This is a genomic window from Pseudomonas sp. ASL7 (assembly GCF_056680375.1).
In genome coordinates, this window is sequence record NZ_CM155279.1 from 291,482 (window position 1) to 316,100 (window position 24,619).

Annotated in this window: 18 protein-coding genes; all 18 read left to right on the plus strand. The window is 54.0% G+C overall.

The features are described 5' to 3' along the window. Nucleotides 1–100: 100 nt before the first annotated feature. Nucleotides 101–1,186: a 3-phosphoserine/phosphohydroxythreonine transaminase gene (gene serC / locus AC1MDT_RS01335; RefSeq protein ID WP_480420345.1), complete on the plus strand. Its 1,086-nt coding sequence runs from the start codon at nt 101–103 to the stop codon at nt 1,184–1,186. Continuing rightward, entirely contained in the window at nt 1,186–2,280 is a 1,095-nt protein-coding gene (pheA, locus tag AC1MDT_RS01340) for a prephenate dehydratase (RefSeq protein ID WP_007899727.1), read from the plus strand. The genes serC and pheA overlap by 1 nt, the downstream gene beginning before the upstream one ends. Before the next feature lie 12 nt (nt 2,281–2,292). After that, on the plus strand, nt 2,293–3,405 hold the full coding sequence (hisC, locus tag AC1MDT_RS01345) for a histidinol-phosphate transaminase (RefSeq protein ID WP_480420346.1): 1,113 nt from the start codon (nt 2,293–2,295) through the stop codon (nt 3,403–3,405). After that, nucleotides 3,398–5,638, plus strand: a complete 2,241-nt coding sequence (locus tag AC1MDT_RS01350) for a bifunctional prephenate dehydrogenase/3-phosphoshikimate 1-carboxyvinyltransferase (RefSeq protein ID WP_480420347.1) — start codon at nt 3,398–3,400, stop codon at nt 5,636–5,638. The genes hisC and AC1MDT_RS01350 overlap by 8 nt, the downstream gene beginning before the upstream one ends. Then, nucleotides 5,635–6,324, plus strand: coding sequence for a (d)CMP kinase (gene cmk, locus AC1MDT_RS01355; RefSeq protein WP_414908525.1), 690 nt, complete (start codon nt 5,635–5,637; stop codon nt 6,322–6,324). The genes AC1MDT_RS01350 and cmk overlap by 4 nt, the downstream gene beginning before the upstream one ends. 119 nt (nt 6,325–6,443) lie before the next feature. Next, on the plus strand, nt 6,444–8,138 hold the full coding sequence (gene rpsA, locus AC1MDT_RS01360) for a 30S ribosomal protein S1 (RefSeq protein ID WP_201118498.1): 1,695 nt from the start codon (nt 6,444–6,446) through the stop codon (nt 8,136–8,138). A gap of 217 nt (nt 8,139–8,355) precedes the next feature. After that, complete coding sequence (locus AC1MDT_RS01365) at nt 8,356–8,634, plus strand: hypothetical protein (protein WP_480420348.1); 279 nt, start codon at nt 8,356–8,358, stop codon at nt 8,632–8,634. Nucleotides 8,635–8,785: 151 nt separating this feature from the next. Continuing rightward, on the plus strand, nt 8,786–9,088 hold the full coding sequence (gene ihfB, locus AC1MDT_RS01370) for an integration host factor subunit beta (RefSeq protein ID WP_480420349.1): 303 nt from the start codon (nt 8,786–8,788) through the stop codon (nt 9,086–9,088). A 24-nt stretch (nt 9,089–9,112) separates the two neighbouring features. Beyond that, the gene (locus tag AC1MDT_RS01375; RefSeq protein ID WP_480420350.1) at nt 9,113–9,349 is read left to right on the plus strand and encodes a lipopolysaccharide assembly protein LapA domain-containing protein; all 237 of its coding nucleotides are present in this window, start codon (nt 9,113–9,115) and stop codon (nt 9,347–9,349) included. Between the two features lie 231 nt (nt 9,350–9,580). Further along, nucleotides 9,581–10,657: a dTDP-glucose 4,6-dehydratase gene (rfbB, locus tag AC1MDT_RS01380; RefSeq protein WP_480420351.1), complete on the plus strand. Its 1,077-nt coding sequence runs from the start codon at nt 9,581–9,583 to the stop codon at nt 10,655–10,657. Continuing rightward, a complete protein-coding gene (gene rfbD, locus AC1MDT_RS01385) occupies nt 10,654–11,547 on the plus strand; it encodes a dTDP-4-dehydrorhamnose reductase (protein ID WP_480420352.1) in 894 nt (297 codons plus the stop codon). Before rfbB ends, rfbD begins: the two co-directional genes overlap by 4 nt. Beyond that, complete coding sequence (gene rfbA / locus AC1MDT_RS01390) at nt 11,544–12,434, plus strand: glucose-1-phosphate thymidylyltransferase RfbA (RefSeq protein WP_480420353.1); 891 nt, start codon at nt 11,544–11,546, stop codon at nt 12,432–12,434. The genes rfbD and rfbA overlap by 4 nt, the downstream gene beginning before the upstream one ends. A gap of 54 nt (nt 12,435–12,488) precedes the next feature. Next, nucleotides 12,489–13,412: a glycosyltransferase family 2 protein gene (locus tag AC1MDT_RS01395; protein ID WP_480420354.1), complete on the plus strand. Its 924-nt coding sequence runs from the start codon at nt 12,489–12,491 to the stop codon at nt 13,410–13,412. Beyond that, complete coding sequence (locus AC1MDT_RS01400) at nt 13,409–14,371, plus strand: UDP-glucose 4-epimerase family protein (RefSeq protein ID WP_480420355.1); 963 nt, start codon at nt 13,409–13,411, stop codon at nt 14,369–14,371. Before AC1MDT_RS01395 ends, AC1MDT_RS01400 begins: the two co-directional genes overlap by 4 nt. Then, entirely contained in the window at nt 14,368–15,387 is a 1,020-nt protein-coding gene (locus tag AC1MDT_RS01405) for an MraY family glycosyltransferase (RefSeq protein WP_480420356.1), read from the plus strand. Before AC1MDT_RS01400 ends, AC1MDT_RS01405 begins: the two co-directional genes overlap by 4 nt. A gap of 136 nt (nt 15,388–15,523) precedes the next feature. Then, entirely contained in the window at nt 15,524–17,461 is a 1,938-nt protein-coding gene (locus AC1MDT_RS01410; protein ID WP_480420357.1) for a glycosyltransferase family 2 protein, read from the plus strand. Nucleotides 17,462–18,069: 608 nt separating this feature from the next. Then, nucleotides 18,070–23,046: a glycosyltransferase gene (locus AC1MDT_RS01415; protein ID WP_480420358.1), complete on the plus strand. Its 4,977-nt coding sequence runs from the start codon at nt 18,070–18,072 to the stop codon at nt 23,044–23,046. Between the two features lie 216 nt (nt 23,047–23,262). Continuing rightward, the gene (locus AC1MDT_RS01420) at nt 23,263–24,288 is read left to right on the plus strand and encodes an NAD-dependent epimerase/dehydratase family protein (protein ID WP_480420359.1); all 1,026 of its coding nucleotides are present in this window, start codon (nt 23,263–23,265) and stop codon (nt 24,286–24,288) included. Nucleotides 24,289–24,619 lie beyond the last annotated feature (331 nt).

Genomic DNA, 24,619 nt, shown 5'->3' on the forward strand with positions numbered 1-24,619 from the left:
TTCTGATTAAACGCGGCGCCCTCAAGTACATCGCGAGCAAGCTCGCTCCTACAGTGTTTGATTTATTGCGTGATACCACCAAATCAGAGCGAGATTGGATGTGAGCAAGAGAGCCTATAACTTCTGTGCCGGTCCTGCGGCACTTCCCGAAGCTGTCCTGCAGCGCGCCCAGGGTGAACTCCTTGATTGGCACGGCAAGGGCCTCTCGGTCATGGAAATGAGCCATCGTAGTGATGAGTTCGTGTCCATCGCCACCAAGGCCGAGCAGGATCTGCGTGATCTGCTGAATATCCCTTCGAACTATAAAGTGCTGTTTCTGCAAGGTGGCGCCAGCCAGCAATTTGCTCAGATTCCTCTGAACCTGTTGCCGGAAAGCGGCACCGCCGACTATATCGACACCGGTATCTGGTCGCAGAAAGCCATCGAAGAAGCTTCGCGCTACGGTCACGTCAATGTTGCCGCGACTGCCAAGCCTTACGATTATTTCGCCATTCCCGGTCAGAACGAATGGAAGCTGTCGAAAGATGCGGCTTACGTTCACTACGCGCCGAATGAAACCATTGGCGGTCTGGAATTCCAGTGGATTCCGGAAACCGGTGATGTTCCGCTGGTCGCCGACATGTCTTCGGACATCCTGTCGCGTCCTATCGATGTTTCGCGCTTCGGCATGATCTACGCCGGTGCCCAGAAAAACATCGGCCCGAGCGGCATCGTTGTGAACATTGTTCGCGAAGACTTGTTGGGCAAGGCCCGTTCGCTGTGCCCGACCATGCTCAACTACAAGGTCGCGGCCGATAACGGCTCGATGTACAACACACCGCCAACCCTGGCCTGGTACTTGTCGGGTCTGGTATTCGAGTGGCTGAAAGAGCAGGGTGGTGTTGCAGCCATCGGCAAACTCAATGACGTGAAACAGCGCACGCTGTATGACTTCATCGACGCCAGTGGCCTCTACAGCAACCCGATCAACAAGTCGGATCGCTCGTGGATGAACGTGCCGTTCCGCCTGGCGGACGATCGTCTGGACAAGCCATTCCTGGCCGGTGCCGACGAGCGTGGCCTGTTGAATCTCAAGGGTCACCGTTCCGTGGGCGGCATGCGCGCCTCCATCTATAACGCCGTCGACATCGTTGCGGTCAACGCACTGATTTCGTACATGGCAGAGTTCGAGAAGGAACACGGCTAATGTCTGAGCAAGAACTCAAGGCACTGCGCCTGCGCATTGATGCCCTGGACGAAAAAGTCCTGGAGTTGATCAGTGAGCGCGCACGCTGCGCCCAGGAAGTTGCGCGAGTAAAGATGGCCTCGCTGGCCGAAGGCGAAGTGCCGGTGTTCTATCGTCCTGAGCGCGAAGCTCAGGTGCTCAAGCGCGTGATGGAGCGAAACCAGGGGCCGCTGGGCAACGAAGAAATGGCGCGGTTGTTCCGCGAAATCATGTCTTCGTGCCTGGCCCTCGAGCAGCCGCTGAAAGTGGCTTACCTCGGCCCTGAAGGCACCTTCACCCAGGCGGCGGCCATGAAACACTTCGGCCACGCCGTGATCAGCAAGCCGATGGCGGCGATCGATGAAGTGTTCCGTGAAGTGGCCGCCGGTGCGGTGAACTTTGGCGTGGTCCCGGTGGAAAACTCCACCGAAGGCGCGGTCAACCACACCCTGGACAGCTTCCTCGAACACGACATGGTCATCTGTGGCGAAGTCGAGTTGCGGATTCACCACCACTTGTTGGTGGGTGAAAACACCAAGACCGACAGCATCAGCCGCATCTATTCCCACGCCCAGTCCCTGGCCCAGTGCCGCAAGTGGCTGGACGCCCATTACCCGAATGTCGAGCGCGTGGCGGTGTCCAGCAACGCCGAAGCGGCGAAGCGGGTCAAGGGTGAGTGGAACTCGGCGGCGATTGCCGGCGATATGGCGGCAGGTTTGTACGGGCTGACCCGTCTGGCCGAGAAAATCGAGGACCGCCCGGACAACTCCACGCGATTCCTGATGATCGGCAGCCAGGAAGTGCCGCCAACCGGCGACGACAAGACGTCGATCATTGTCTCGATGAGCAACAAACCCGGCGCGCTGCATGAGTTGCTGGTGCCGTTCCACGACAACGGTATCGATCTGACGCGCATCGAGACACGTCCTTCGCGCAGCGGTAAGTGGACCTACGTGTTCTTCATCGATTTCGTCGGTCATCACCGCGACCCATTGGTCAAAGGTGTGTTGGAAAAGATCAGTCAGGAAGCAGTAGCACTCAAAGTGCTGGGCTCCTACCCGAAAGCAGTTCTCTAAGGGCGGTAGCAAATGAGTGGCAACTTCCTCGCTCTGGCACAGCCGGGCGTGCAACAACTTTCGCCTTACGTTCCGGGCAAGCCCGTGGATGAACTGGCTCGCGAGCTGAACATCGATCCGGTCAGCATCGTCAAACTGGCGAGCAACGAAAACCCGTTGGGCGCGAGCCCCAAGGCGTTGGCGGCCATTCGTGAAGCATTGGCCGAATTGACCCGTTATCCAGACGGCAACGGTTTTGCACTGAAAACCTTGCTGGCTGAACAGTGCCGTGTCGAACTGAATCAGGTGACGTTGGGCAATGGTTCCAACGACATTCTGGAGCTGGTTGCGCGTGCCTATCTGGCGCCAGGTCTGAACGCCGTGTTCAGCGAGCACGCGTTCGCGGTCTACCCGATCGTGACCCAGGCCGTTGGCGCCCAGGCCAAAGTGATCCCGGCCAAAGACTGGGGTCATGACCTGCCGGCCATGCTGGCCGCGATTGATGCCGACACCCGTGTGGTCTTCATTGCCAACCCGAACAACCCGACCGGGACCTGGTTTGGCGCCGAAGCGCTGGACGAATTCCTGCAGGACGTGCCAGAGCACGTGCTGGTGGTGCTGGATGAAGCGTACATCGAGTACGCCGAAGGCGGTGACTTGCCGGATGGTCTGGATTTCCTGGCGGCGTACCCGAACCTGCTTGTCTCGCGTACCTTCTCCAAGGCTTACGGGCTCGCGGCGTTGCGGGTCGGTTATGGCTTGTCCACTGCCGTGGTTGCGGATGTGCTGAACCGTGTGCGTCAGCCGTTCAACGTCAACAGCCTGGCCCTGGCTGCCGCGTGCGCGGCATTGCAAGACGCCGAGTACCTGGCTGAAAGCCGTCGCCTGAACGAATCCGGGATGCAGCAACTGGAAGCGGGTTTGCGCGAATTGGGGCTGACCTGGATTCCGTCCAAGGGCAACTTCATCTGTGTGGATGTGGGGCGCGTTGCGGCTCCGGTTTTCCAGGGCTTGCTGCGTGAAGGCGTGATCGTGCGTCCGGTGGCCAACTACGGCCTGCCGAGCCACCTGCGCATCACCATCGGTTTGCCGGCTGAAAACAGCCGCTTCCTTGAGGCACTGACCAAGGTTCTGGCTCGTGGTTGATGTGACTGTCCCTTCTGCTGAGCCTGGGATCGGCCGCCTTGTGGTGGTCGGTCTGGGGTTGATCGGTGGTTCGTTTGCCAAAGGCTTGCGTGAAAGTGGCCTGTGCCGCGAGGTGGTCGGGGTTGATCTCGATCCACAATCGCGCAAGCTCGCCGTAGAGTTGGGCGTGGTAGATCGCTGCGAAGAGGATCTGGCCGTTGCTTGCCAGGGGGCTGATGTCATTCAGCTCGCCGTACCGATCCTCGCCATGGAAAAAATGCTCGGCCGCTTGGCCAGCATGGACCTGGGGCAAGCCATTCTTACTGACGTCGGCAGCGCCAAAGGCAATGTGGTGCGTGCGGCCACCGAGGCGTTTGGCGGCATGCCGTCGCGTTTCGTGCCTGGGCACCCGATTGCCGGTTCCGAGCAGAGCGGGGTAGAGGCTTCCAATTCCGAGCTGTTCCGTCGCCATAAAGTGATCCTGACGCCGTTGGATCAGACCGATCCGGCCGCCCTGGCCGTGGTCGATCGCTTGTGGCGTGAATTGGGCGCCGATGTCGAGCACATGCAGGTGGAGCGTCACGACGAAGTGTTGGCGGCGACCAGCCATTTGCCGCACTTGCTGGCGTTCGGTTTGGTCGATTCGTTGGCCAAGCGCAATGAAAATCTAGAGATCTTCCGCTACACTGCGGGCGGTTTCCGCGATTTCACAAGAATCGCCGGGAGCGACCCGGTCATGTGGCACGACATCTTCCTCGCCAACCGCGAAGCTGTCCTGCGCACACTCGATACATTTCGCAGCGACCTCGACGCCTTGCGCGACGCGGTCGATGCAGGGGACGGGCACCAATTGTTGGGCGTATTCACTCGCGCCCGGGTTGCCCGCGAGCATTTCAGTAAAATCCTGGCCCGCCGGGCCTATGTGGACGCTATGAACTCCAACGACCTGATTTTCCTGGCACAACCTGGTGGCCGCCTGACTGGGCGGATTCGTGTACCGGGCGATAAATCGATTTCCCACCGCTCGATCATGCTCGGCTCCCTGGCCGAGGGCGTCACTGAAGTGGAAGGTTTCCTTGAGGGCGAAGATGCCCTGGCGACGCTGCAAGCTTTTCGCGACATGGGGGTCGTGATCGAAGGTCCGCACCACGGTCGCGTGACCATTCACGGTGTCGGCCTGCATGGCCTGAAACCTGCGCCGGGCCCGATCTATCTGGGCAACTCTGGCACGTCGATGCGTCTGCTCTCTGGCCTGTTGGCTGCGCAGAACTTCGACAGCACCCTGACAGGCGACGCGTCGCTGTCCAAGCGTCCGATGAATCGCGTGGCCAATCCACTGCGTGAAATGGGTGCGGTGATCGAAACGGCGGCGGAAGGTCGTCCACCGATGACCATTCGTGGTGGCAACAAGCTTAAAGGTCTGACCTACACCATGCCGATGGCCAGCGCCCAGGTTAAATCCTGCCTGCTGCTGGCGGGCCTGTATGCCGAAGGCAAGACGACTGTCACCGAGCCCGCACCGACTCGCGATCACACCGAGCGCATGCTGCGTGGCTTCGGCTATCCGGTCAGCGTCAACGGCGCAACCGCGTCGGTCGAATCCGGCCACACGTTGACCGCGACCCACATTGAAGTGCCGGGTGATATCTCGTCGTCGGCGTTCTTCCTGGTGGCCGCGTCGATTGCCGAAGGTTCGGAGCTGGTGCTCGAGCACGTAGGCATTAACCCGACCCGTACCGGCGTGATCGATATTCTTCGTTTGATGGGCGCCGATATCACGCTGGAAAACCAGCGTGAAGTGGGCGGCGAGCCGGTTGCTGATTTGCGCGTGCGTGCAGCTAAACTTAAAGGTATCGAGATTCCGGAAGCGCTGGTTCCGCTGGCCATCGACGAATTCCCGGTGCTGTTCGTCGCAGCTGCGTGTGCCGAAGGGCGGACCATTCTGCGTGGCGCCGAAGAGTTGCGAGTCAAGGAGTCGGACCGTATCCAGGTGATGGCCGATGGCTTGCTGGCGCTGGGCGTCAAATGTGAACCAACCCCGGACGGCATCATTATCGATGGCGGCCTGATCGGCGGCGGCGAAGTGCATGGCCACGGCGACCACCGGATTGCCATGGCATTCAGTGTTGCGTCGCTGCGTGCCACTGCACCGATCCGCATCCATGATTGCGCCAACGTCGCGACGTCGTTCCCCAACTTCCTCGCGCTGTGCGCGCAGGTCGGTATCCGGGTTGCTGAAGAGGCTCAGTCGTGATCAATAAGTCGCCAGTTATCACCATCGATGGTCCGAGTGGTTCCGGTAAGGGCACCATCGCCGGGATATTGGCGAAGCGCCTGGGCTGGAATCTGCTGGACTCAGGCGCGCTGTACCGTTTGCTGGCATTCGCGGCGCACAATCACGGTGTTGATCTGACCAATGAAGAGTTGTTGAAGGCGCTTGCCGCTCATCTGGATGTGCAATTTATCGCTGCGACGGACGGTCAGTTGCAGCGAATCATCCTGGAAGGCGATGAAGTCAGTGATGTGATTCGGACTGAAAGTGTCGGCGCTGGCGCGTCCCAGGTCGCGGCGCTGCCCGCCGTACGCGAGGCGCTGCTGCAGCGCCAGCGGGCATTTCAGGAGGCTCCGGGGCTGGTGGCCGATGGTCGCGACATGGGCACCGTAGTTTTTCCGGATGCGCCGCTGAAGATTTTCCTCACTGCCAGTGCCGAGGAGCGTGCGCGCCGTCGATACTTGCAGTTGAAGGGCAAAGTCGATGGTGTTAGTCTGTCGAGTCTGCTAGATGAGATACGTGTTCGCGATGAGCGTGACACCCAGCGAGCGGTAGCCCCGCTCAAACCGGCGGCTGACGCCATACAGCTGGATTCCACGGAATTATCCATCGATCAGGTGCTGGAACGCATCATGAGCGAGATCGCCATTCGCGATATCGCCGGGTGACCAGAAGCGACCCAGGGGACCAGTCATAGTCCTGAGTCGTTTCTTCTAATGAACGTAACCCACGTCGTCTGGGATGTGGAGATGGGCGTATCCTTCGCCCTTATTCAACAGGAATTAAAATGAGCGAAAGCTTTGCGGAACTCTTTGAAGAAAGCCTAAAAACCCTGAACCTTCAGGCAGGCTCCATCATCACCGGTGTTATCGTTGATATCGATTACCAAGCTCGCTGGGTAACCGTTCACGCTGGCCTGAAGTCTGAAGCACTCATCCCGCTTGAGCAGTTCTACAACGACGCTGGCGACCTGACTATCAACGTCGGTGACGAAGTTCACGTTGCTCTGGACTCGGTTGAAGACGGCTTTGGTGAAACCAAGCTGTCCCGTGAAAAAGCCAAGCGCGCTGAATGCTGGATTGTTCTGGAAGCAGCCTTCGCAGCCGAAGAAGTGGTCAAGGGCGTTATCAACGGTAAGGTTAAAGGCGGCTTCACTGTCGACGTTAACGGCATCCGTGCGTTCCTGCCAGGTTCTCTGGTTGACGTCCGTCCAGTGCGCGACACCACGCACCTGGAAGGCAAAGAGCTGGAATTCAAGGTCATCAAGCTCGACCAGAAACGCAACAACGTTGTCGTTTCCCGTCGCAGTGTCCTCGAAGCCGAGAACTCCGCCGAGCGTGAAGCTCTGCTGGAATCCCTGCAGGAAGGCCAGCAAGTCAAAGGTATCGTCAAAAACCTCACCGATTACGGCGCATTCGTCGATCTGGGTGGCGTCGATGGCCTGCTGCACATTACCGACATGGCTTGGAAGCGTATCAAGCATCCTTCCGAAATCGTCAACGTTGGCGACGAGATCGATGTCAAGGTTCTGAAGTACGATCGCGAACGCAATCGTGTTTCCCTGGGCCTCAAGCAACTGGGCGAAGATCCATGGGTTGCTATCAAAGCCCGTTACCCAGAAAGCACTCGCGTTACCGCTCGTGTAACCAACCTGACCGACTACGGCTGCTTCGCTGAGCTGGAAGAAGGCGTTGAAGGCCTGGTACACGTTTCCGAAATGGACTGGACCAACAAGAACATCCACCCTTCGAAAGTCGTACAAGTCGGCGACGAAGTGGAAGTTATGGTTCTGGACATCGACGAAGAGCGTCGTCGTATCTCCCTCGGCATCAAGCAGTGCAAATCTAACCCATGGGAAGATTTCTCTGGCCAGTTCAACAAGGGCGATAAAATCTCCGGCACCATCAAGTCGATCACCGATTTCGGTATCTTCATTGGTCTGGACGGCGGCATCGACGGTCTGGTTCACCTGTCCGACATCTCCTGGAACGAAGTGGGCGAAGAAGCCGTTCGCCGCTTCAAGAAGGGCGACGAGCTGGACACCGTTATCCTGTCGGTTGACCCAGAGCGCGAGCGTATCTCCCTGGGTATCAAGCAACTGGAAAGCGATCCGTTCTCCGAGTACGTTCAAGAGAACGACAAAGGCGCAATCGTTAAAGGCATCGTGAAAGAAGTTGACGCTAAAGGCGCCATCATCACTCTGGCCGACGATATCGAAGCAACTCTGAAAGCCTCCGAAATCAGCCGTGACCGCGTTGAAGACGCGCGCAACGTTCTGAAAGAAGGCGAAGAAGTAGAAGCCAAGATCATCAGCGTTGACCGTAAGAGCCGCGTAATCCAGCTCTCGATCAAGTCGAAAGACGTTGAAGACGAGAAAGAAGCAATCCAGAGCCTGCGCGACAAGCCAGCGACTTCGGAACCTGCTGCTGGTCCTACCACTCTGGGCGACCTGTTGCGTGCACAGATGGAAAAACAGAACTAAGTTCTGTCAGACCATGAAAAAGGGCGACTTCGGTCGCCCTTTTTTGTGCCTGGAATTTGGCGAGCCTGCGCTCGCGCAGGCGCTATGTCGCTTGATCATGAAACCAACGGGTCCCGCACGATGTCTCTTTCTTTAATCGGATCAATCGCTTATTTATAGCTAGTCTTTAGTCTGTAGTGAACGGCAGTCGGGCAGGGTGTCCGGCATAGGGAAGTGGATGAACAAGCTCATTGTCGCAGTAGTTGTACTGACATTGGCGGGGTGTACCACTGGCGCCAAGACTCACGCGGTGCGTGGGGTCAGTGGCATCGAGATCGATTGCTCGGGGTTGGGGTCCGGATGGGAGAAGTGTCAAAAGAGGGCGGCCAAGGAGTGCGGTGCGGCGGGTTACAAGGTCGTGGCAAGGTCTGATGATGCCAAAGATGAGGATGAGTTTCCTTTTGGTTTCAATCCGGCGGGCTATCTGACACGCACCATGCTGGTTATCTGTGGATGAGTGCGCAAAGCGGAATCGGTGTTCCGTAGGTCTGAAATCGGGCGTCTCATAGTTGATAAAGATATGTCGGGAGTCGGGCTGTTCAAATTCATCCGGGCGTGCTAAAACCTTTGAAGCGCTGATCTAGCTGCTTGAAAAAGAAGGGAAAAATATGACGAAGTCGGAGTTGATCGAACGAATTGTCACCCATCAAGGGCTGCTCTCATCAAAGGATGTGGAGCTGGCCATCAAGACCATGCTTGAACAAATGTCCCAATGTCTGGCCACCGGTGATCGCATCGAAATTCGTGGTTTCGGCAGCTTCTCACTGCACTATCGTGCGCCTCGCGTAGGCCGTAATCCAAAAACCGGTCAGTCTGTCAGTCTCGACGGCAAGTTCGTTCCTCATTTCAAGCCGGGTAAAGAACTCCGGGACCGTGTGAATGAGGATGAGGAAGAGGGCGAGGGGCTTTGACGGTCTTTATTCAAGGAGCGGCTCATGCATAACCTCAAACGCATACTCCTCGGCGTCTTTGTTGTGTTGCTGGTTTTGGCAGTAATGATATTCGTGCTGGAAAACCAACAGTCGGTTTCGCTCCTGTTCCTGGGGTGGACTGGGCCGCAATTGCCGATATCGGTAGTTATGGTTCTGGTGCTGCTAATAGGGATGGTGATCGGTCCGATCCTTGGCTGGTTCGCTCGCAAAGCCAGAATGTCGCGAAAGTACCGCGCCTGACCGCGACAAAGACGGGGTTGGCATCGAATTTGTGCCACGGTTTGTCTATATTCATTAGTAAAACCTTTATTAAACTGTAAAATGTTACGCCTGCCCGAATAGCTGCTCATTCTCCATTCGGTTCAGGCTGACTCTTTCAGAAGCCTTTGCTAAACCAGGTGGCTTCTGCATTTATGGATTAGGCAGTGCTCGGTAGGCAGCCCTGTCAGCAACTCAAGGGTATGGTTTCGCGTGAAAATTCTAGTAACCGGCGGTGCCGGATTTATTGGCTCTGCAGTCATTCGTCACATCATCTCCAATACTGCAGATTCCGTAGTCAATGTGGATAAGCTGACCTACGCTGGCAACCTTGAGTCGTTGGCTGAAGTGGACCAAAGCCCGCGCTATGTGTTCGAGCACGTCGACATCTGCGATCGCGAGCAGGTTGACCGCGTCCTTCGTGATCATCAGCCCGATGCCATCATGCATCTTGCCGCTGAATCTCATGTTGATCGCTCGATCTCCGGTCCTTCCGAGTTCATCCAGACCAACATCATCGGCACCTATACACTGCTGGAGGCTGCGCGCCAGTATTGGAACGTGCTGGATGAGGAGCGCAAAGCCAAATTCCGCTTCCACCATATCTCGACTGACGAAGTCTACGGAGACCTCGAAGGTCCGGAAGACCTCTTCACCGAAACTACGCCGTACCAGCCAAGCTCGCCGTACTCGGCCAGCAAGGCCAGTTCCGATCACCTGGTTCGCGCCTGGAGCCGTACCTACGGCCTGCCGACCCTGGTCACCAACTGTTCGAACAACTACGGCCCGTGCCACTTCCCTGAAAAGTTGATCCCACTGATCATCCTCAATGCACTGGAAGGCAAGCCGCTGCCGGTCTATGGCAAAGGTAATCAGGTTCGCGATTGGCTCTATGTCGAAGACCACGCCCGTGCCCTGTACAAAGTCGTGACCGAAGGCGTTATCGGTGAGACGTACAACATCGGTGGCCACAACGAAAAGCAAAACATCGAAGTAGTGCACACCCTGTGCGCATTGCTCGATGAACTGCGTCCGGACTCCGCTCATCGCCCGCACGCCAGTTTGATCACCTACGTCCAGGATCGCCCGGGCCACGATCAGCGCTACGCGATCGACGCGAGCAAAATTCAGCGCGAATTGGGTTGGGTGCCTGAAGAGACTTTCGAAACCGGTATTCGCAAGACTGTCGAGTGGTACCTGAACAACACTGAGTGGGTAGCTCATGTGAAGAGCGGCAGCTATCAGCAGTGGATCGACAAGAACTACGCGGATCGTTCGAACAAAGCATGAAAATCCTCTTGCTGGGAAAAAACGGCCAGGTGGGCTGGGAACTGCAACGTTCCCTGGCACCACTTGGCGAGTTGATTGCCCTGGATCGTCATACGGTCGATGGTTTGTGCGGTGACCTGTCGGATCTCGACGCATTGCGCGCCACGATCCGCCTGGTCAAACCCGATGTCATCGTCAATGCTGCGGCCTATACCGCTGTCGATAAAGCCGAGTCCGAGACCGAGCAGGCTGATCGCGTGAACAGTCAGGCAACTCAGGTCATGGCTGAAGAAGCTGCGGCCCTGGGCGCCTGGCTGATTCACTATTCGACTGACTACGTCTTCAGCGGCCAGGGTTCGACGTCATGGCGGGAAACAGATGCAGTCGCTCCCGTGAATCACTACGGCGCCAGCAAACTGGCTGGCGAACAGGCAATTGTCGCATCTGGCTGCAAACACCTGATATTCCGCACCAGTTGGGTCTACGGTGCTCGCGGCAACAACTTTGCCAAGACCATGCTGCGACTGGCCAAGGATCGCGAGACCTTGAGCGTCATCGCTGATCAGGTCGGTGCTCCAACCGGTGCCGACCTAATTGCCGACATCACCGCGCTGGCCATTCAAAAAGTCATGCGCAGCCCTGAGCTCGCTGGCATTTACCACTTGGCTGCCAGTGGCGAAGTTTCTTGGCATGGCTATGCTAGTTATGTGATTGATTTTGCCCGTCGCCACGGTGAACAACTCGTGGTGACCGAAGTCAATCCGATCGAGACTACGGCCTATCCAACACCGGCTCGCCGCCCGCTGAACTCGCGTCTGAACACTCAGAAGCTGCACGACAATTTCTCTCTACACTTGCCGGAATGGCAAAGTGGCGTAGCCCGAATGCTTATGGAAATCCTGAATAAATGACCACGATCAATCGTAAAGGCATCATCCTCGCTGGCGGTTCAGGTACGCGCCTGCACCCGTTGACCCTTGGCGTGTCCAAGCAGATGCTGCCGATCTACGACAAACCGATGATCTTCTATCCGCTATCGGTGTTGATGCTCGCGGGCATGCGCGAAATTCTGATCATCTCTACCCCGGAAGACTTGCCCTGCTTCCGTAAGCTGCTCGGTGACGGAAGCCTGTACGGCATCAAGCTGACTTACGCCGAGCAGCCTAGCCCGGACGGTCTGGCGCAAGCGTTCATCATCGGTGAAGAGTTCATAGGCAAGGATCCTTGCTGTCTGATTCTGGGCGACAACATCTTCTACGGTCAGCACTTCTCGGACAACCTGCGCTCCGCCAGCTCTCAACAGCATGGCGCTACGGTGTTCGGTTATCACGTGTCTGACCCCGAGCGTTTCGGTGTGGTTGAGTTCGACGCCTCCGGTCGCGCCCTGAGCATCGAAGAAAAACCACTGAAGCCAAAATCCAGCTATGCGGTCACCGGCTTGTACTTCTACGACAACCAGGTTGTCGAGATCGCCAAGAAAATCAAGCCATCAGAGCGGGGCGAGCTGGAAATCACCGACGTTAACCGCGCCTACCTCGAGCAGAACACCCTCAATGTCGAAATGCTGGGGCGCGGTTTTGCCTGGCTGGATACGGGGACTCACGACTCGTTGCTCGAAGCCAGTCACTTCGTGCACACGATCGAGCAGCGTCAAGGCTTGAAAGTGGCCTGCCTGGAGGAAATCGCCTACAACAACGGTTGGATTACCGCTGAGCAGTTGAGCGCTCAGGCCGATAAGCTGAAAAAGACTGGTTATGGTCAGTACCTGCAAAAACTGCTGGATTTGGGTTCCCTCTGAGTCGAGAGGGTTTACTTTCAAACCTAGCGTTTAATCCGTGCAAGCAGGAATAGCATGCCAGTAAAACATCCCAAGGTTGCAGTTTTGCTGGCTGCGTACAACGGAATGCAGTGGATCGAGGAGCAACTGGTCTCGATTCTCGGCCAGTTAGCGGTCGACGTTACCCTGCACATTAGCATCGACCCCTCCACTGACGGCACCGAGGCGTGGTGTGAAGCTTATGCGGCTGAGCATCCAGCAGTTGTAGTGCTCCCAGGTGCCGATCGCTTCGGCGGCGCATCGCGCAACTTCTTTCGGTTGATCCGGGACGTTGACTTCGAGGGCTACGACTTCGTCGCCTTCGCCGACCAGGACGACATCTGGTATCCCGACAAGCTGCACAGAGCAACCCAGGCACTGCAGGCTCGTGGAGTAGATGCCTACTCCAGTAACGTGACGGCGTTCTGGCCAAACGGTAGAACCCTGCTGCTGGATAAGGCGCAGCCTCAGGTCGCCTGGGATTTTTTGTTCGAGGCCGCGGGGCCTGGCTGCACCTATGTCTTTAGAAAAAGCCTGGTAGAAGCCTTGAAAGGTTCGATGCTCGCCAACTGGCAGCAACTGCAAGGTGTAACTTTGCATGACTGGTATTGCTACGCCTTTGCGCGCAGTCATGGTTACCGCTGGTATATCGATCCGGTACCCAGCATGGATTACCGGCAGCACGAGCGTAATCAGGTCGGTGCCAACACAGGCCTGAGTCCCTTGATCGCTCGTTACAAAACCATTCATGACGGTTGGTGGTTCAGTCAGGTGCGCCTGATTGCAGATCTGGTGGGGCAGGGGGCGAAGCCCTTCGAAAGCGTTTTGCTGCAACTGCGGCGAACAGAACTGATGAAACTGTCCTTCAGTGCCTGGCAATGCAGGCGCCGGGTGCGGGATAAGATTTTCTTCTTTTTTATCTGTTGGGTCACCGCGTTGATAGGAAACAAAGCTCAATGACAGCCCCAAAGGTATTGGTCACGGGGGCAGGCGGTTTCGTGGGTGAGGCGCTGGTTTTCAGGATGTTGGTGGACAAACAGTTCGCCCCGATCGCAGCAGCTCGTAGTCCCACGCGGTTACAGGGTTTATGTCCAGTTGTGCCTTTTGATCTGAGCAATCCTAAAGCTTTGTCTGAGCTGAATGATATAAGTGTGGTCGTCCACGCGGCGGCCAGAGTTCATGTGATGAACGAAATCGCTTCTGACGCCTTGGCCGAGTTTCGCAAGGTCAATGTGGAGGGCACTCTTCGGTTGGCAAAGCGCGCCGCTGAATCGGGAGTCAAACGCTTCATCTTCATCAGTTCGATCAAGGTCAATGGCGAAAGCACCCTTCCCGGCAAGCCGTTCAAGGCTGATGATGTTCCGGCCCCGGTGGATCCTTATGGCGTGTCCAAGCACGAGGCTGAACAAGCCCTGAGGCAACTTGCTCGTGAAACCGGAATGGAAGTGGTGATTATTCGCCCGCCATTGGTCTATGGGCCGGGGGTTAAAGCCAATTTTCTGAGTATGTTGCGCTGGCTCAGCAAAGGTATTCCGTTACCGTTGGGAGCAATCAGCAATCAGCGTAGCCTTGTGGCGATCGGAAACCTGGTGGACCTTATAATCACCTGCATGGATCATCCTGCCGCAGCGAACCAGACCTTTCTGGTCAGTGATGGCCAGGACTTGTCCACAACCCAAATGCTACGTCGCTTGGGCAATGCACTCGGGACGAAGGCCCGGCTCTTGCCATTGCCAGAGTGGTTGCTGGTAGTGGCGGCTGCGGCATTGAGAAAGCAATCCGTTGCTCAACGGATCTGCGGGTCATTGCAGGTCGACATCAGCAAAAATCGTGAATTATTGGGGTGGACGCCACCCATCAACATGGACGAAGCCATGCGCCAAACCGCAGGCCACTATCTGGACGCGCAGACGAAATGACTTTTTTGTGGCTGCTGCTTGCAGTATTCATTATTTCCTGGGGGCTGACGCTTATTTTACGCCGTTATGCTTTGGCTAAGAGCTTGATGGATATACCAAACGAGCGCAGCTCTCACTCTGTGCCCACTCCTCGGGGTGGAGGTGTCGCTATTGTTGTTTCCTTTCTGCTGGCGCTTCTGATCCTCCGCGGCCTTGATCTGATGAGTCTGGCGACGCTCTATGGTTTGCTGGGGAGCGGTTTATTGGTCGCGATTATCGGTTTTGCCGATGATCACGGGCATATCGCTGCAAGGTGGCGCTTATTGGGACATTTTGCTGCCTCGATATGGGCGTTATATTGGCTGGGAGGCGCTCCTTCCATCACGCTCTTTGGCGCTACCGTTGATCTAGGATGGATTGGGAATATTTTGTTTGCGCTGTATTTGGTTTGGATGCTGAATCTTTACAACTTCATGGATGGCATCGACGGCTTGGCGAGTGCTGAGGCGATCAGTGTCTGCCTTGGAATGATTCTGGTCTATTGGTTTGGCGCAAACCTTGAACTGGCGTGGGGGCCTCTGGCTCTGGTGGCAGCAGTCGCGGGTTTTCTCTGTTGGAACTATCCGCCGGCGAAAATTTTCATGGGCGACGCAGGCAGCGGTTTTTTGGGGGTTGTATTGGCAGGGATGTCCATTCAGGCAGCTTCTAAGTCGCCCGAGTTGCTCTGGAGCTGGTTGATCATGCTTGGTGTTTTCATTGTTGATTCGACGTGGACCCTGATCCGTAGGCTTTTTCGAGGTGAAAAAGTATATGAAGCCCACCGCAGTCATGGTTATCAGTATGCCTCTCGGAAGCACCGTAGCCATAAAGCAGTAGTGCTGGCATCTATTGCTATTAATTTGGTATGGCTGATGCCGCTATCGATCGCTGTAGCCAGTGGGTGGATTTCTGGATTTGTTGGAATGGTTGTGGCTTATGCTCCACTTCTATTTATCGCATGTGCCTATAAAGCTGGAGAGTCGGAGCAAGTAGTGTAATTAAAAAGCGTCAGAAACACATGTCAACACAGGTTTGCATAGTTGTCTCTCTTGTAGAGTGTCTTAGGGTATGCCTACTGCTGATGTTGTGATATTTGCAGGTCGCTAAGTTGCATTGGTTAGGAGTTTCGATTTGATGAGTGATTTATTCGGTATGGTTATTTCAAAGATTTGGCAAGTCGTAATGCGTTTTTTCCGAGGGCTGCGCTTTTTTTTGGCTAAGTCCAAAGCGTTCATTCGACCCTTTTATCAAAAGTTTCCTTTCCTTGTGTGGGTTCGTGTTCGTATACATTTGTTCTTCAAGCGTTTGCGCGAAAATATAATGTTGGTGATTAATTCGCGGAATAATACCAAGGCTATACAGGCTATATTGGATCGGCGTTTCTCACCGCAGCAGAACTCGTCGGTCGCTCAGGCGCAGCCAGTTATTGATGTGTCGGTAGTGACGTTCAATAGCAGCAAGTGGATTGATGGTTTTTTTGAATCATTAAAGGCGCAGAGTTACCCTCTCAGCAAATTGAAGATGTTCTTTGTTGATAACGGGTCTTCGGACAGCACCCTCGAAGCATTGCAGCGTTGGCAGGCAGTGCTTGGTCAGGAAGTGGCTGGTTTCGATATTCTGAAAGGCAACAATGTGGGTTTTGGTGCCGGGCATGAAAAGGCAATCCAAAAAGGAGACGCTGAGTATTTTCTTGTCAGTAACGTCGATATCGTTTTTGCCAAAGACGCTATAACCAGAGTGGTAAACGCTGCGCTGGCCGACGCCAAGGCCGAGGTGGCATCCTGGGAGTTGAGGCAGGCACCTTATGAGCATCCTAAATATTACGACCCGGTAACGTTGGAAACCAACTGGTCGTCCCATGCTTGCGTACTCATAAGAAGGTCGGCTTACGTTGAAGTCGGTGGATACGAGCGCGAGATCTTCATGTATGGCGAAGACGTCGAGCTGTCCTATCGCTTCAGGTCCTTTGGATACCAACTCAAGTATGTCCCGTCTGCAGTCATCTATCATTATACCTATGAGCATGAACATCATATAAAGCCGATTCAGTATACCGGCAGCACGCTGGCCAATGCTTATATCAGGCTGCGCTATGGGAATTTAAGCGATAGAGTGGGTGGTTTTATCTTGCAGTGCCTGCTTTTGCTCCGACCAGAACCCTATGCTGGTGCTCGTCGCGATGTGTTCAGGAACTTCGGTGTCATATTCAAGAAGGCCCGGCATTTTATGCGCGGTAAGGGGCCGATTGAAAACTGCTATTTCCCTTTCCGGGGATTTGATTATGAGATGATAAGGGATGGGGCGTTCTGGGAGGTGGGTGAGCCCTTGGCCGAATATCCTCTTGTTAGTGTCGTGACTCGTACTTACAAGAATCGGGGAGAGTTTCTCAAGCAGTCCATGGTGTCGGTGCTTAATCAGACTTATCCGAATATCGAGTTGATAGTCGTTGAGGATGGTGGTTCAACGATGAGCGCTGTGGTGGCTGACTTTGAATTTCCGGAGGGGATGAATGTCAGTTACTACTCCCTCGATAAGGTCGGTCGGTCGGTTACCGGTAATTATGGCCTGGAAAAGGCTGCCGGAAAATATTGTATGTTTCTCGATGATGATGATTTGCTTTTTGCGGATCATGTCGAGGTGCTTGTTGGTGCGTTAGCGAAAAGTCCTGATGCTGTAGCGGCCTACTCATTGGCCATGGAAGTCGGTACTGTTGCAAGTGGCGTGGACGAGAAATATTTTGAGGTGAGTCATGATGTTCCTCCGATCCTCAAGCAAGAATATGACTATGATGTTCTGCTAGATCACAACTTTATTGCGATCCAGTCTCTCCTTTTTCAAAAGGATCTCTACTTGGAACGGGGTGGATTTCAAACCGACATGAGTAGTCTTGAAGACTGGAACCTTTGGTTGCGGTATGGTTATGGTAATAAATTTATTTACGTGCCAAAAACAACGTCTTTGTTTAGAACCCCTGGCGACCCAACTGTACGGGTGGAGCGGCACATGCAGTTGCATGAAGCTTACTATATTGCCAAGAATCACGCGGTGAAGACGTGTAAGAGTTATACCTGAGTTCGTGCTTTTAGCGGTTTCGGCGTTGAATTTTGAAAATTGAGTCACTCCTTGTGAGTGGCTTTTTTTTTGCTCCGCAATATCTTGGTTTTTATCGAGGGAGGGGTAGCCCTTTAGGTAAGCAAATCAGGCTGGTTTGGAGGGCGGAGGCCTAAGCCAGGATGGTTTGGAACGGTACGCCCTCTGTGTCCCGCCAACGATTCACTCAACCTCGGATGTGCTTGAGATTGAGGTGCTTTTCGCTCTTGGCGGCAGGGGCTTGAGCCTTTCTTGTTGGGGGTTGCGGCTAGGCCGTACGTAAGAAATCTAGTATTTCTGAGCTGTTTTGAATGTTATGATCAAAAAATGTTATAAATCAGTCGTGACTGGCTTCGCGCTTGTTTGCTCTGAGTCAGTGACCGCGGCTGTGGTTCGGTCGGCCCAAGGGGGCTAACGTCGTCGATGTAGAGTCGTCGCTGGAGCCGGGGAGTGGTCATTTGCAGTGTTACCCTTTTATGTAGGCCTATGGTTGTGGCCGTCTTACAGGGTTTTCGGATTAGTGCAGATAATTTACTTGTTTGGAAGTGCGTTGCTGAGAGTCAGCATGCCCATAGGATTTTTTGACGCATATGCTAAATATTAGTGATTTGTCATCAGTGGACAAACAAAAAGTCTTCGACTATCTCAAGTGGAACAGTTTCCGTTCCGAGAAGTACAAGGTTTTATACGTTAGTATCCCCAAGGTTGCGAGTACTTCCCTGAAGTGGTGGTTTGCGTCACTGGAAGGTTATTCGCAGGCCTTGCGCGGCGTCGGTGAGGCTGCGGGAAGCAATTCTGATCAAGTTGTTCACGAGTTTCACAAGGTTGCGCCCCATGTCAGCGGGCTGGAAATAGACGACCTTTTGGAACCTCTTCTTTCTGATACATATTTTCGATTTGCCGCCGTACGAAACCCTTATAAGCGCATCTTCTCTGCATGGCAATCGAAAATACTGTTGCAAGATCCGGAGCAGGTCGCATCGTATCCAAAGTTTGAGTTGTTACAGCAGCCGGTAAAAAGCGTAGCGGATGTTGCTTCGGCTTTTGAGGCGTTTCTGGAGTATCTCGCTAGCAATAGCGCATCTTCACCTGAAAAAGATTTTTGGGCGCCTCAAGCCACGCTATTGCGTCCGGATTTGATCAATTATTCCTTGTTGGTCAAAATTGAAAATTCCTCTGAACTCCATAAAGCATTATCGGAGCACTTCGGTGAGCAGGCCACCGATCCTTTCGCAGAGCCTTCGCCAAGTGAAAATGTCATTCCCTTTCTTCCTGCTTTTATAACGGAACGAAGTGCAAGTTTTATTAAAGAGTTGTATGCCGAAGATTTTGATGTCTTCGGATATGACAGGCAGGTACCAGAACGTACAGAAGCGTTTACGGTAGAGCAGTTGGATCTCGCGTTTGACGCGGCCAGGCTGATTCGGGAAAGTCGTCAACAAATAGGTGCGCGCGCCCTTCAAATCCAGGACTTGACTCAACAGATCGAGGATTTGAATCAGCGAATTGCGTCATTGAATCCGACTCTGTTCGAACGTGAATCGCAGTTAAAAGAGCTCATGGGTTCTTTGGTTAAGCGTGACCGGCATATCGCCAGTCTTGAGCAATCTGTGGGTGTGCTCAACAGGCAGTTAGTCGATCTCAAAGCCGTTTTGGTTGATTACGAAAAAGAGAATGTCAGTCTGAAGGCTGATCTGCTCAAGACGCAGCAGGAACTCCAGGCATTACTCTCTTCGCATTCCTGGCGTTTAATGTCGTCTGTGCGCATGGTTTCAGGGTTTGTGCGAGAGTCCGTCCATAACGTCAGAACGCTGACATGGAGTAAAGTTGTCGACTCGTTAAGGCGTCGTCGAGAGCTTTATAACGAAAACACTCTTCGTGAGATTCAAGAAAGCGGGTTGTTTGATCCGGACTATTACCTGGCCAATAATGCAGATGTGCGTGCAAAAGGCACTGATCCACTCAAGCACTACATGCTCAAGGGCTGGATAGAAAATCGCAATCCTTGCGCCGCTTTCAGTCCTTCGAATTATCTGTTGGCCAACCCTGATGTTGCCGAGGCTCAGGTCCATCCGCTGCTTCACTACATTCAATGCGGACAGCTCGAAGGTCGTCCAATCAGATTGCCAGTTCGCATTTGCGAAATGACGGCGGTCAAGCGTCGTCCCGTCGGGCGCAATGCGGTTTTCAAGCCGTATGGTGAATATACACCGATACCGGTACTCAAGGCTGTGCTCGAGGCACAGATCGAAGCCGTCAAAAAGTCAGGATTGTTCGACGAGAAGTACTACCTTGCGATGTACAGCGATGTACCGGAGGTCTCGGTAGATCCGCTCAGGCACTACTGTGAACAGGGCTGGCGCGAAGGTAAAAATCCTTCCATGGACTTTGATACGCGCGCCTACCTCGCACTTTACAAAGACATTCAACACATTGGTCTCAACCCGCTTTGGCATTACATTGTCACTGGTGCGGCGGAGCATAGAATAGCGGTACCGGATGCACTCATTAATCACGAAAACGACATCCGTTTTGGTGAAGTTAACAGCGACATCAAGTTGCTCGCGTTCTATGTATCGCCTGACTGGGAAGCGTTGCGTAGTGCCAGATTCGCTGCCAAGGGCAATTCGCAGCGACCACGTCCTGACAAGATGCTTGGGTTGTATGATTCGTTGGATGGGCGTGTGCTCACCCAGCAGGCACTCAGTGCCAAAAGTCATGGCTTTTTTGGCTTTTGCTTCAAACTGAGCGCAGATACGGTTGTGCAAGCGTCGCCACAGCCTCTGGACATTTTTCTTGCCCATACAGAAATCGACTTTAATTTCTGCGTTCAAATAGATTTGCATCAGGAAGGCCTGGCGAACAACTTGATTACGCCTGTTGTTGCAGTTCTAGCTGATAAGCGATGTGTGCAGGTTGATGAGCGACCCGTCATCGTGGTTAAGCTCAATGAGTACGACGAAGACATCGTTGATTCAATTCGCAAGCTACGTGAGCGATTGAATGAACTGTGTGACGGCGTGTACCTGATTGCTCAGTTTGGTTTCGCGGGTTCGGAAGAGTTGGCGCAGGACCTCGATGGTTTGTGTGACGCCGCGCTTGATCTTTCTGCAGATCCTGTGCCGGGCGAAACTGGCGTATTTCTACCGCAAAACAAGAATGGGATAGATACCGTTCCGTATAACCTTGTTGCTTCGCAAGGGATCGTGCGAGCGCAGAAAACACATCTTCGTACTACTCCGGTTTTCCACGCTATTTCATTAGGACGTGATGAAACTGCGCTTAAGCAATATTCTCCTCTGGTGTATTCGCGCTTTCATATTCGTGACTATGGACGTTGGCTTGACGCGGCGATCAGAGGCGCGAGAAAGGCTCTCCCCGAGGATCGCCGTCTACTGTTCGTGAATGCCTGGAACAATTGGCAGGAAGGGCTTTTCCTTGAGCCGGACAGTATCACCGGTTTTGGTCGGCTGAACGAAACAACCCGCGCTTTGCTGGATATTGATTCCAGTATTGTTATGCCAAAGGTTTCGGTAATTGTTCCAAATTACAATCATGAGAGCTACCTTGCTCGTCGGCTGGATAGTATTTATGGGCAGACTTACAAGAATATAGAAGTTATCCTGATGGATGACTGTTCGACTGATGATAGCCGTTCGGTGTTAACTGGTTATGCGGAAAAGTACCCTGATATAACGCGCTTGTTGTTCAATGAGACGAATTCGGGTGGCGTTTTTCATCAGTGGGCTAAGGGGATCAAGGCGGCCAAAGGTGACCTGGTATGGGTCGCTGAAAGCGATGACTACTGTGATGAGCGTTTCCTGGAGGCGCTTGTTAGTTGTTTTGATGATGAAGCCGTCATGCTTGCGTACTCCAAATGTGAGTTCGTAACCACGGACGAAGTTGTTATGCCGGACCAGTTTCTTAATTATGTAAGTGATCTGGAGTGTGCGAATAAATGGGCGGGTTCCTATGTAAGCACGGCGCATAACGAAGTGCGCTCGGCGTTGGGTATTAAAAATACAATACCTAATGCCAGTGGCGTGCTTTTCAAGCGTCCCGTTGATATGCCACTGTTGGATGATCAGTCGTGGCTATCAATGAAAGTTGCCGGTGATTGGGTCTTCTATTTGCACATCCTGCGCGGCGGAAAAATTGCTTACTCCACTGAGGGTACAAACTACTTCCGTCGACATTATGCAAGTACTGCCAACACCACTTATCGCAAAGAGGTCTTTTATCGCGAACTCGGGGTGGCGAACAGAACGGTCCAGTCCCTCTACAATGTTCCGATGTCGGTGCTCGAGGCTTGCGAGGAATCCAGCAAGAAGCTGTATGACCACTATGTCGGGGGCTCCGCAGAAGAGTTTCTACGCTGGTACGACCATGATTCGATTGTTCGTGCAAGGGCTGACCGACTGCCGAACGTGATGGTTTCCACCATCGGCTTCTATCCGGGCGGTGCCGAAATTCTTCCGATTCGACTGGCAAACGAGTTCAAGCGCCAGGGTATTTCCGTTTCCTTGTTTAGCGCCGGGATACCAAAACGCGAAGACGGTGTTCGCAAGATGCTGAGAAACGACGTGCCGGTGATCGAGACGTCGAATATCGAATCAGTGAAAGCGATCATTCATGATTTCGGAATTGAAGCGCTTAATAGCCACCAGTGGTACGTTCAGAAGTACCCAGTCGATGTCCCGGATGTTTTTTCCGAGCTTGGCGCCCACGTGGCTGCTCTGCACGGGATGATTGAGCATGGCAATGGAGTGACTGATGAACAGTTGCGCATTGCTGATAAAGGTGTCAGTACATGGGTCTATACCGCTGAGAAGAATCTTGTTCCTTTCTCGGACATCTCGCTGTACGACAAGTCTTCTCCCCGTTTCGTCAAGGTTCCTAACGGGTTGCAGCCGCCGGAAATCGTTCCAATCTCGCGCGTGCAGATGGGTATACCGGAGGATGCTTTTGTATTGTGTTGTGTCAGTCGGGCAATTCCCGATAAAGGCTGGGGCGAAGCTATCCAGGCGGTAGAACTTGCGCGATCACTTTCCGGTCGAGACATCCGTATTATATTGGTCGGTAATGGCCTGGTGTACGATGAGTACTGTCAAGCAGGTGCGCCGGACTTCGTTTACCTGGCTGGCTTTAGCGATAACTCCGTAGGCCATTATGCTGCCGCAGACATGGGCATCATGTTGTCGACCTTCAGGTCCGAGAGTTTCCCTCTGACCATTGTCGATTGCCTGTTTGCCGGCAAGCCATACATTGCCACAGACGTCGGCGACATCAAAAACATGTTGACGATAGAGAGCGGCGTTGCCGGGGAGATTATCGAGTTGGAAGATTGGGTCGTCCCAATCGAGAGCGCGGGCCGCGTAATCGCAGCGTTCGCGACAGATGAACGGAAATACAAGGAAGCCGTCGGCCTGGTGAAAGACGTTTCCAGTCGATATCGAATTGACGCTGTTGCCTCTCAATATCTTCGTTTGTTCGAGCGTGACATTCAGCAGCGCAGGGTGGAGTCGACGAAGTCCGAAGGCGCTGGCATGGCTGTCCAAGACCTGTAGCCGGACATGCTGTAGGCAGGACGGCTAGCGTTGGGGAGGGCTCACAGGGCAGGTCCGGCTGATTGCCAGGCCTGCACTGAGAGCGAGACGGGCGTCTCCGGCAATTTGGTAAGCCGCGTCTCTTGACGTATCATTAGCCGTCACAGTGTGTTCCGTTAAATAATAAAGTGTAGGTCGTTGCAATGGTTGCCAAGGATGGGGCAGGTCGAGCCCGCCTTGTCTGCTGCTGCACAAGGCGGCAGTTTCAACCATATCAAGCGCTGGAGGGCAACGTTGAATAATTCCGAGAACACTTCCCCTGATCCCGTTAAGCGGTCCCTGGTTCTGGGGGGGCGTGGTTTCATAGGCACCCACTTGATAGACGCATTGCTCGATCAGGGGCATTTTGTGCGCTGTTTCGATCGTCCTAACGTGGTGCCGCTGGGTGAATCTCACTTCAATCATCCTAATTTCGAGCTTTGCGAAGGCGACTTCACCAGTGAGGCCGAAGTCGCCCGGGCATTGGAAGGTTGCGATGTTTGCTATCACCTTGTGTCTACTACGCTCCCCAAGTCTTCAAATGCTGATCCCGTCTTCGATGTGGAGAGCAATGTCGTTGCGACCATCCGCTTGCTAAACCTTGCGGTAAAGTCCGGCCTGAGGAAGATTATTTTTATCTCCTCCGGTGGCACGGTGTATGGCGACCCTACGCAAGTACCTATTCCAGAAACCCATGCGACTGACCCTGCCTGTTCCTATGGAATTGCCAAGTTGGCAATCGAGAAGTATCTGGCGCTTTTTCATCGCTTACACGGCCTTGACTATACTGTTCTACGTCTTGCAAACCCGTTTGGTGAGGGGCAGCGCACCTATGCCAGCCAAGGCGCGGTTGCCGTATTTCTGGGTAAAGCCCTGCGTGGCGAGACGGTTGAGATTTGGGGTGATGGCACGGTAGTGCGTGACTACATACACGTCTCTGATGTGGTGCAAGCGCTGTTGGCATCGTTGGCGCGATCCGGTGAAGAACACGTGTTCAACATCGGTTCAGGGCGCGGACATAGTCTCAATGAAGTACTTGATGCGATCGAGCGAGTCACGGGGCGAGATGTAAGTCGTCATTACGTGTCGGGTCGTGGGTTTGACGTGCCTGTAAGTATCCTGGATATAGAGCGTGCCAAACAGTCTTTAGGGTGGGGGCCTGCCGTGAGTTTCGATCATGGATTGGAGCGCTTTGCCGCCTGGTTATTGGAAAATCCGGAATAAGCACATTCGTTTAACGATGTCCCCCCCTTAAGCCGATTTCCTGGAAGTGGGCTTATGGGGGCGGTTACAAAAAATCGGGAGGTCTGGTACGCCATCCGGCATCAAGTTGCAGCTTTGAATGTGGGAGGCTTCAAAGGCAGTGGCGAATGCGGCGTCAAATCGACTTGTAGAACGTCACCATCCGGCTGGGTTGTGACGAAAGAAAAATCCTTCCAGAATATTACGTATAAGAGCGCCGATTTGTTAGATATGTTTGCATCCGCGAACATGATCAATCAAATCGGCGTTCTTGTTTCTGTATGCCCTCACCCGTGAAAGACCTTTTTACGCC

Coding starts and splice junctions, on each gene's coding strand:
- hisC (WP_480420346.1), top strand. CDS start 2,293: ATGAGTGGCAACTTCCTCGCTCTGGCACAGCCGGGCGTGCAACAACTT.
- AC1MDT_RS01410 (WP_480420357.1), top strand. CDS start 15,524: ATGAGTGATTTATTCGGTATGGTTATTTCAAAGATTTGGCAAGTCGTA.
- pheA (WP_007899727.1), top strand. CDS start 1,186: ATGTCTGAGCAAGAACTCAAGGCACTGCGCCTGCGCATTGATGCCCTG.
- rfbD (WP_480420352.1), top strand. CDS start 10,654: ATGAAAATCCTCTTGCTGGGAAAAAACGGCCAGGTGGGCTGGGAACTG.
- AC1MDT_RS01400 (WP_480420355.1), top strand. CDS start 13,409: ATGACAGCCCCAAAGGTATTGGTCACGGGGGCAGGCGGTTTCGTGGGT.
- rfbA (WP_480420353.1), top strand. CDS start 11,544: ATGACCACGATCAATCGTAAAGGCATCATCCTCGCTGGCGGTTCAGGT.
- AC1MDT_RS01415 (WP_480420358.1), top strand. CDS start 18,070: ATGCTAAATATTAGTGATTTGTCATCAGTGGACAAACAAAAAGTCTTC.
- AC1MDT_RS01375 (WP_480420350.1), top strand. CDS start 9,113: ATGCATAACCTCAAACGCATACTCCTCGGCGTCTTTGTTGTGTTGCTG.
- rpsA (WP_201118498.1), top strand. CDS start 6,444: ATGAGCGAAAGCTTTGCGGAACTCTTTGAAGAAAGCCTAAAAACCCTG.
- AC1MDT_RS01365 (WP_480420348.1), top strand. CDS start 8,356: ATGAACAAGCTCATTGTCGCAGTAGTTGTACTGACATTGGCGGGGTGT.
- AC1MDT_RS01405 (WP_480420356.1), top strand. CDS start 14,368: ATGACTTTTTTGTGGCTGCTGCTTGCAGTATTCATTATTTCCTGGGGG.
- ihfB (WP_480420349.1), top strand. CDS start 8,786: ATGACGAAGTCGGAGTTGATCGAACGAATTGTCACCCATCAAGGGCTG.
- AC1MDT_RS01395 (WP_480420354.1), top strand. CDS start 12,489: ATGCCAGTAAAACATCCCAAGGTTGCAGTTTTGCTGGCTGCGTACAAC.